The following is an 8,959-nucleotide window of genomic DNA, read 5'->3' on the forward strand; positions in this document are numbered from 1 at the left end:
TTGCGCAACGAATTGGCCAAGGTGGCGCAGGCGTTACCCGTCACATCCTTTGCGACCGAAGACATTGGCGATTACGCTGGTCGCGCCTACGACTACCATCTTGAAAATCCTGAACTGAGTCGACTCATGCGCTGGGAAGGTTTGACATTCAATGACGAGGTGCCGGACGAAGAACAGCGACGCGAATATTATGGATACAAGATTGAGGCTGTGGCAGATGGGCAGCGCCAGGGAGTGGTTACCCAGGCCCTTGAGGCAGATCATCTGGCTTTTTTGGTGTTAGCCCTGGCTGGCTGGTGGTCTGCCGTTCCACAGGTAGCGCGTATGTTAACGGGGCCCGATAGCACAGAAGAACATGCCAGACGACGAGCCTCGGTCGTAGAGGCCGCCCGACGCCTGGCGTCGGCCCCATGAAACGAATCGATGGTTAATGAAATCCATATCAATTTCACCCAGCAGAAAGAAACGGGCTAACTGATGTCGTCTGTACGGCCATACCGGCGTATTTATGGTACCGGTATTGCTGGCGATACTGCTGCTGGTCTGACAGCGACCCTACTGCCGGAAACTCGACCGGACAATACGCTCATACCCCCGGGTTGCTGGTCTGGCCTCCCGAATGGCGCGGGACGGCGCGCTCTGGCAAAACGCAATGCTGGTTGCCCTACTGAATACCATGCTGTTCAGCTATTACAGCCTGGGCCCGTTTCTTTTCGGGCAACTGGGGTGGAGCTCCAGGGCATTCGGATGGACGGGTTTCTTACTGGCGCTTGCTTCACTGTCGGACAGCCTCTTGAACCGGAGGCTGTTGACGACCGGTCTGTCACCGGAACAGCTGGTACGCCATGCCTACGGCCTGGCGCTGCTGTCCGGTCTCGCTGCATGGTGGTTACAGCACTCTGCGTGGATCCTGGTACCGGTGCCCGGGGTGGTGATTGCCTATGGCATCGCGATACCCAATGTGCTGAGCCAGGCACTGCGTCACTATCGTGAGCAGGCTGGAGCCGCCGGTGCGCTGTTCGGATTAAGCTACTATCTGTTGCTGGGGATGATGCTGGGGCTCGCCGGCATGGTGCAGCAACTGGGGTTGGTTCTGACAGTCTGTGCGCTGATAGCCTGGCTATGCAGCCTGTCCCGCTGCCGAGCCGACAGGATACACTGCGCGCCCGGGACCCGGTTATGATGCAGGCTCCCTGAGCGGTGGAGGTATAGAAAGATGCACAACAACAGGCTGTATTTTTATTCTTTCTCTGGATGTTTTTCGGCTGATGTTGTCCGTTTTAACCTGAAATAAGTGGCCCGGGAAATACCTGTTTTTTCCTGAACAAACTTAACCGAAAGCCCCTGCTTTATGAGATACAGTGTAGAGGATGCGACTTGACTGCCAATATGAATAGCCTCATGCATGCAAAGCCTGATTCTGCCCCTTGGTATTTGGTGTCACTTGGAAATGGATGGGTAGTCCACGCTGTTTCAAAAATCCTCAACCGACCCAACCTCTGCGATGAATTATGTGCAGCTAACCATCTGCCCGAACATCTTGACGTCAGGAAAGAATGATGCAGTGGTGGGCAGATTATCTCGATGCGAATCAGTCTGCTTATGTTGCCCCTTACCACTCCCCTCAAAAAACAGCGGATAAAGAAAAGCTCGTGACGGATAATACTGTGTGAGAAATTAGCTTACATTAACTCATTGAATAAAAAAGTAAAAACTCACATGGCCAACTGGGGATTCTGTTGACAAAAATCCGCCAGATGTTCAATCAAAGCCCGGACTCTGGCTGGAACATACCGCTGCTGTGCCCAGACCGCATAAATTTCCCGGTAGGCACCCTGCCATTCCGGTAAGATCTGCATTAGTTCACCCCGTTGCAATTGGTTATGACACAGACTCATTGGGCAAAACAGGATCCCTAATCCTGCCATTGCTGCCTGCAGTGCCAGATAAACGCCGTTAACACAAAATTTCCCCTGTGGTTGCCAGCATACGGTTTCTCCATTCTGACTGTTTGACATCGCCCAGGTAGATAACGGCGCGCTGACCAACAAATCGCGTCGCTTCAGTTCATCTATAGACTCAGGTATACCGTGCTTCGCCAGATAATCCGGAGAGGCCACCAGCAACACTTCCTTGCTCTGCCCCAGCTTACGCATATTGAGTAATGAATCAGGCTGAGCGCCCACGCGGATCGCCACATCAGCGCCGCTGCCGATCAAATCCTGCGTGTAATTGTTCAGTTCCAGCTCAAGCCGGACTTCCGGATAGCGGGTTAAAAACGACATCCAGGCCGGAGCCAGATTGTCATTGGCTAAATCTGCCGGAGCCAGTACCCGGATCACGCCGCTGACCTGATGCAGTGTTATGTCCAGCTTCGCCGTTGCTTGCAGTAGAGAATGCACCAGTGGGCGACACTGTTCGTAGTATTGCCAGCCTTCACGGGTCGGGGTCATCCTGCGGGCGCTGCGGTGTAGCAGGCGGCAACCCAGATGCTGTTCCAGCTTCTGCAATCGGCGTGTCAGAGTAGGTGCTGGCATCGAGGCTTTTTCCGCCGCAGCCCGCAAACTTCCCGTTTCGACAATGCTCACAAATAACGCTAATTCATCCAACATGATTTCATATTCGGAATTTAAGATTGAATTTATCAATCTATTTTCATTAATCATTCTTGTCTAGAATTTTTCCATCATTGTTATGAAAGTAATTTTCCAAAGAGAGAGTGGAAATGAGCGCATTTTATGGCGAGCGTGAAGATCGCGAATCACTGGCAATAGGAAATACCAAGATGCAAAGTTATCGTTTCAAACAGTTTGGCAATCTTGAAAACCTGGCGCTTCATCAGGAAGACATGCCGGTACCTCAGGCGCGTGAAGTGCTGGTCCGGGTACGTGCCACGTCGCTTAATTATCGCGATCTGGCCATTATGAACGGCCAATACACATTACCGTCCAGCCCAGGGCATATCCCGTTATCCGATGCCGCAGGTGAAGTGATTCAAATTGGCCAGCGGGTCGAACGTTTCAAGGTTGGCGATCGTGTGGTGAATACCTTTATGCCACGCTGGTTCGGCGGCGCTTTTCAGGCTTCAGCCCGCGATGAACTTTACGGCAGCAACCGCGACGGCTGGCTGACGGAATATAAAGTGGTCAGTGAGGAATCGCTGTTATCGTTACCCGATTATCTCAGCTTCGAACAGGGTGCAACCCTTCCCTGTGCCGCAGTCACCGCCTGGGCGGCACTTAACGGCGACAGGCCGGTTAAAGCGGGTGAGACAGTATTAACCTTGGGATCCGGTGGCGTTTCACTGTTTGCTATCCAGTTGGCAAAAATAATGGGTGCCCGAGTTATCGCCACCACTTCTAGCGAAGCGAAAGCCGCACAGTTAAAGGCGCTGGGTGCTGATGAGGTCATCAGTTATGTTCAGCACCCTGAATGGAGTCAGGAAGTTCTGCGCTTAACCTGCGGGCAAGGGGTTAATCGAGTGATCGAAGTCGGCGGGCCGGGCACGCTGAATCAGTCCATTCACTCTATCGGTATCGGCGGTGAACTGGCGCTAATCGGATTTGTCGCTCAGGATGCCGAGGCAATAAATTTCTTCAGCCTGTTTAAAAGTGCTGCACGTTTTCGGGTGATTAGCGTGGGCTCACGTGAAGATTTTGAACAAATGAACCGGGCGTTGGTACAGCATAAAATCATGCCGGTCATTGATAGCGTTTTTCCGTTTGCCGAAGCCAAACAGGCTTGGCAGCGCTTTGATTCACGCTTGCACACGGGGAAAATTGTTATCAGCCATTAACGGCCACGCCAGTTCGGAGCGTGAGTCGTCAATTTTCTGGCCAATGCTAAAGAGATGATAGGGTAGCTACCGAAAGGTCAGTACCTTTCTTTCCCGTCATGGCGGTACCCGAGATAGCAACGCCTTGAATCATAAACATGGTACACCAATACAAGAAGCCCGCTTAGTTGCCTAAGCGGGCTTCTTTAATTTATCCAGAGTAATAATAGTCATTTACCGTCGCTCTTGACGGTCACTATGCCCCGACTATTGAGGGCAGTTTTTCATGCCCATTACACTGGTATGAGGAACAAAATAAACCTCCTCAGTATGACTTTCTTTTAAACGCACTCGGTCGTTTGGCCAACGCATTACTTCGCTTGATGAAATGAAGCAAGCTGTAACAGGTTACGCAGCTCGGGCAGCGGAAAAATTACGTCAAGAGCGGCAGCATTGTCGCGTCCTCAGCGTATTTGTTCGTACAAGTCCTTACGCAGTCAATGATATCCAATATTGCAATCAAGCCACTGAGAAGCGGTTAACTCCTACTCAGGACACTAGAGAAATCATTACAGCCGCCCAGCGTGCCCTGGCGCGGATCTGGAAAGACGAAATCAGGTACGCAAAGGCTGGCGTGATGCTGATTGATTTTTCTGGTCGGGAGGCCCAGTTGAACCTGTTTGATGAAGCGCCGCCCAGGAGAGACAGTGAGGCGCTGATGGGATTGCTCGATCACATAAACCGCGAGGGTAAAAACCAGATTTTTTTGCCGGTCAGGGGGATCAACACCGGCTTTAAAATGCGAAGAGACATGCTCTCACCGGAATATACAACCGATTGGAAAGCCCTTCCCTGCGCGAAGATTCGATAATCGCATTTTACAGCCTCGTTCCCACTGAGCCTGGTTGCAGGCTTCGGGCATGGTCTAAGTCACAGAGAAGAGTGAAGAGAATCACATAATGTACGCTGTCGCAGGATAATCGCAGACAGACCAAAGCAAGTTTTAAGTTCTACTAATAACCACCTTCCCAAGCATGTTTCCTTGTTCGACAAGAGTATGGGCAAGTTTTAAGTTTTCTACATCCAAGGGGTGTAGCTCTTTGGTCAACGTTGACTGCAATACACCCGCATCAACAAGAAAAGCGATTTCAGTAAGAATTTGATGGTGTGCAATCATGTCCTCTGTCTGGTAAAGCGGTCGTGTGAAAACCATTTCCCAGTGGAGTGATACGCTTTTGCCCTTAAGAGGGACGGCATCAAGAAAATCGTGGTCATCAATGATCGCAATTTTTCCTTGTGGCGCAATGATTTCAGCTAAAGCGGAAAAATGCCTATTGGTGTGGGCCAGTGCTGCTATGTGCGTTATCGGACTGATATTTAGTGCGGCTACTTCCTTTGCGAGTGGTTGTGAATGATTGACTACATGATGTGCTCCAAGTCTCAAACACCACTCCCGGCTTTCCGCACGTGATGCTGTCGCTATCACCGTCATGTTAGTCAACCGTCGCGCAATCTGAATCAGCATAGAGCCAACGCCACCGGCTCCCCCCACAATCAGCAATACTTCCTTACTTGCTGTTTTCCCGGGAACAATGCCGAAACGGTCGAATAATAATTCCCATGATGTCAGCGCTGTTAGCGGCAGTGCAGCAGATTGCGCAAATGATAATGACTTGGGTTTCGCCCCTACCAGCCTTTCGTCCACTAAGTGAAGTTCGGAGTTAGCACCTTGTCGCATGAAAGAGCCAGCATAAAAAACGTGATCCCCCGGTTTAAACAGGGTCACGTTGTCTCCTACTGCTTTAACAATGCCTGCTGCATCCCAACCTAGTGTCGTAACAGCGTCCGGTACAGGAACACCTCCAGAGCGGATTTTCGTATCCACGGGATTGACGGAAACGGCCTGAATTGAAACGAGCAGATCGCGAGGTCCCGGGATTGGCGTAGCGGTTTCGACTATACGAAAAGCATCAGCGTGGGTAAGGGGTAAGGAATGGCGGTAGATAATCGATTGCATAGAATGTTTTCTATAATTATTGGATGATCTATATAATCGGGATAACAACGTAAACATACAAGTACGGAAAAAGAACGTACTAAGTTACCAAAAGGGAACTATTGATGTGAAAAATCGACATTATCGTGACATCCCTGGTTGCCCGGTAGAAGTAGCCCTCGATTTAATTGGCGGTCGTTGGAAAGGTGTTGTACTGCACCATTTACTGGAAAACGATTATTTGCGTTTCAACGAACTACATCGTCGTCTTCCTGGTATTAGCCAGCGTTTGCTTACCAAGCAACTGCGCGATCTTGAAGAATCTGGACTTGTCTCACGAACTGTTTATGCAGAAGTACCTCCACGTGTTGAGTACCGCCTGACTGAAGAAGGATTCACCTTACGTCCAGTGATAGATATTCTGGCTAATTGGGGCGAAGTTCGAATAGCACGTCAAAAAATGGAAATCTTGCCAAACCCCACTGACTGATAAGTCAAGTTTTACTGCGGATCACGACCCGGCGTAGCCAGATGACGCCGGGCGGGCATGAAGCCTTGAGCAGAGGCCTGAAGGCCGACAACAGATGTGGAGTTAACCGAAGGGGAACGCTGAAGCCAACAGCGGAGGGAGCTTGCGAACGGCGCGCCACACCGCACTCACCGCTCTGTGACTGTCGATATGGTGACAATGAGCCGCTTACATCTGATCTATATCAATATTTTTTTATTTTTCCATTCTTTTGTGTACTTCAGTGTAAGTCACTAGCATCTATCGATAAAGACAGATTATTACACTGGAAAAAGCAGTACATTTATTAGTACATAAATATATTTATCTTCTATTTTTACCTATTAAATCAGTCAATTAAATCAATAGTTCAATGCCTCTCCTGGGCACCACATTGTAATCCAAAGATATCCACTAATGTCTCTAAGACCTTGAAAACAGCCGCTAAATGCGGCTCAGACTGCTGACGAAACCCACTTTTTTTGTGGGGTTTATTTCTTTTAACGACCGTAGGTCGCGATCGCGATATTTTTCCATAACCCCCTCATTTGACCTTTCTTCTCGCCTATATGGGTTTGCTGCGCTTCCAGGGACGCTTTCAGCCACGCATAAAGACAATAAAAAAGCGCCAGCAGCGCCATGCTTCTTCATATTCTGCGCTGTCGCTGCCAGCAGGCACTGCATCTGCACTTTCGACAGACCACGGAACCGCGCGTATCGATGTCCATGATGCTGTTTTGCATCCGCGAAGCTTCTCTCCACCGTTTCCTTGCGACGCGCATATATCTTTTTGCCCCACTTCGTCAGCCGCAACGCATTCGCACCCTCTTTCGAGGCCTCCCACACATGCCGAGTTATCGTCCTCTGTGCCTTTCCGTTCTGGGTGCACTTCTGTCGCTGCCCGCATTGCTGACAGACTGCGCAGACTGAGCGGTAATGCCGGTAACCGTTGCGGTCTGCGATAACCCGGAACCAGAGCGATACCCCTCTCCTGGGTGAGATGACATACCGCCGAGGTGAAGTAACCCGCATTGACGCCCACTGCCACCGGCTCCAGGCCGAAGCGTCGTATCTGCCGCTCCAGTCTCCCGATAAAGGGTTGGCTGTCATGCACATTACCCGGTGTGACATGCGTATCCATGATAATGCCGTGTTTCCCGTCCACCGTGCGGTGGTCCAGATAAAAGAAGCCCTTCGGTTTGTTATCCCGGTGCATGAAGCCGCTTTGCGGGTCGGTGGTACTGACTTTGGTATTCTTAACGGCGACTGCGCTTTCGGGCGTCTTTTTTATGCCGGGCAGCGGCTTTTTTTCGTGCTTCTTCCTGTCGGCCTCCACGGCGGCATTCAGTTGTGCCAGGTATTCGCTGACGCCCTCAGGACGCAGTTCATTCACCGCCTTTCGCGGATTGGCATCGGCCTTCAAGTGGGTGCTGTCGGTGTAGAGAACGCGCCCGTTCGCCATACCCCGCTCCAGCGCCTGCCCCACAATGTGGTCAAAAATCTGCTGAAAGACATCACTGTGATTGAAGCGACGGAGGCGATTCTGGCTGAGAGTAGAAGCATCGGGGACTTTTTCGGTCAACCCCATACGCAGGAACCAACGATAAGCCACATTGACCTGGATTTCCCTGACCAGACGGCGCTAGGAGGGGACGCCGAAGAGATAGCCCAGGAGCATCATTTTAATCAAACGAACCGGGTCGATGGCGGGTCTGCCGTTATCCGGGCAGTAGAGATGAGCGACGGCCTCGCGGATAAATTCAAAGTCGATGGCGGCATCAACTTTGCGCACCAGATGGTCTTCAGGAACCAGTTCATCGAGGGTGATGGTTTCAAACTGGTATTGATGGGGTGAAGGTTCTTTGAGCATGGCAGTCAGTCCGTTAATTGCACTGACTTTATTAGATCAAAGTCCTGGCCGTGAGGCCAGGACTTTGTCATCAGTCTGAAGCCCGCTTAGGTAACTAAGCGGGCTTTTTGCTATTCAGCGGTGCTTCAGCAGCTCACACTCCCCCGGCTCAATTCCGGAATGCGCCTGCAGTACTGGCTAGCCATCTTGGCAATAAAGCCCTAGAGCCTGAGTTTTACCGCATTAAAGCGTAGGACGTCACCTGTAATCCGCTGCCAATCATCCGCGATACTAGTTGGATTTATCGTTGATCAATCTGGTAGGCAGCTAAGAGCGCAGGCTGTGTGGAAACTCATAGTTTCAAGTCGTTCAGCAATATATCTGATCTGTGTTGTAAGAATGTCGTTGAAGTTGACCGAGTACCCTGTAATTCTTATTCGGACGGTTCAAGGGCTTTTAATACCGGGCATAACTTGATATTTGTTGTCATTGAAGGCTAAAGCGGCTGTAACCGCTAGCCGTATTGTTCTCGCAACTTAATAATCAATCCTTCAGTACCCCAGATTGACAGCATCCTTTTCAGGTTATAGGCCAGTACATGCAGACTAATTTCTGTGCTGACATTTTTAAATCGTCGCATCAGAAAGTGCGTCGCACCCATCCACATTTTAATTGTCCCAAACGGATGCTCTACCGTTTGCTTTCGCAAGACAGCTGTTTGTGGCAATGCATCAAGCCTGGCCTGCATGTCTTCCATTTCAGCTTCATGAATCCAGCGCCGTATACGTCTTGGATCGCGTTTTGATGTAGTACACCTGGAGCGCTGGCTGC

General features: G+C 50.6%; 7 protein-coding genes and 2 pseudogenes. 5 read left to right on the forward strand and 4 right to left on the reverse strand.

Annotation, left to right across the window (positions count from 1 at the left end):
* Positions 1 to 414: TetR/AcrR family transcriptional regulator (locus DRI82_RS23180; RefSeq protein WP_114196252.1), on the forward strand; the 414-nt coding region annotated here is incomplete at its 5' end.
* A 205-nt stretch (positions 415 to 619) separates the two neighbouring features.
* Positions 620 to 1,183 carry an MFS transporter gene (locus DRI82_RS23185; RefSeq protein ID WP_245956918.1) on the forward strand — a complete coding sequence of 188 codons (564 nt, stop codon included), beginning with the start codon at positions 620 to 622 and terminating at the stop codon, positions 1,181 to 1,183.
* A 532-nt stretch (positions 1,184 to 1,715) separates the two neighbouring features.
* On the opposite strand, the gene DRI82_RS23195 is transcribed toward DRI82_RS23185, so the two are convergent.
* Positions 1,716 to 2,612, reverse strand: a complete 897-nt coding sequence (locus tag DRI82_RS23195) for a LysR family transcriptional regulator (protein ID WP_114196256.1) — start codon at positions 2,610 to 2,612, stop codon at positions 1,716 to 1,718.
* A 173-nt stretch (positions 2,613 to 2,785) separates the two neighbouring features.
* On the opposite strand from DRI82_RS23195, the gene DRI82_RS23200 reads away from it, so the two are divergent.
* Both DRI82_RS23200 and DRI82_RS23205 read left to right on the forward strand, forming a co-directional pair.
* The gene (locus DRI82_RS23200) at positions 2,786 to 3,796 is read left to right on the forward strand and encodes a zinc-dependent alcohol dehydrogenase family protein (protein ID WP_114196257.1); all 1,011 of its coding nucleotides are present in this window, start codon (positions 2,786 to 2,788) and stop codon (positions 3,794 to 3,796) included.
* A 328-nt stretch (positions 3,797 to 4,124) separates the two neighbouring features.
* Positions 4,125 to 4,646: pseudogene (locus DRI82_RS23205) on the forward strand (DinB/UmuC family translesion DNA polymerase); the annotation flags it as partial.
* Positions 4,647 to 4,778: 132 nt separating this feature from the next.
* On the opposite strand, the gene DRI82_RS23210 reads toward DRI82_RS23205, so the two are convergent.
* Entirely contained in the window at positions 4,779 to 5,792 is a 1,014-nt protein-coding gene (locus DRI82_RS23210; RefSeq protein ID WP_114196254.1) for a zinc-binding alcohol dehydrogenase family protein, read from the reverse strand.
* Positions 5,793 to 5,898: 106 nt separating this feature from the next.
* On the opposite strand from DRI82_RS23210, the gene DRI82_RS23215 reads away from it, so the two are divergent.
* Positions 5,899 to 6,261: a winged helix-turn-helix transcriptional regulator gene (locus DRI82_RS23215; RefSeq protein WP_114196255.1), complete on the forward strand. Its 363-nt coding sequence runs from the start codon at positions 5,899 to 5,901 to the stop codon at positions 6,259 to 6,261.
* 462 nt (positions 6,262 to 6,723) lie between these two features.
* Here DRI82_RS23215 and DRI82_RS23220 read toward each other — a convergent pair.
* A pseudogene (locus DRI82_RS23220) lies at positions 6,724 to 8,149 on the reverse strand (IS1182 family transposase).
* A 493-nt stretch (positions 8,150 to 8,642) separates the two neighbouring features.
* Positions 8,643 to 8,959, reverse strand: a 317-nt coding sequence (locus tag DRI82_RS23225) for a transposase (RefSeq protein WP_157968135.1), incomplete at its 5' end; no start/stop codon positions are given.

The sequence above is a fragment of the Edaphovirga cremea genome (assembly GCF_003332275.1).
Taxonomy (GTDB): domain Bacteria; phylum Pseudomonadota; class Gammaproteobacteria; order Enterobacterales; family Enterobacteriaceae; genus Edaphovirga; species Edaphovirga cremea.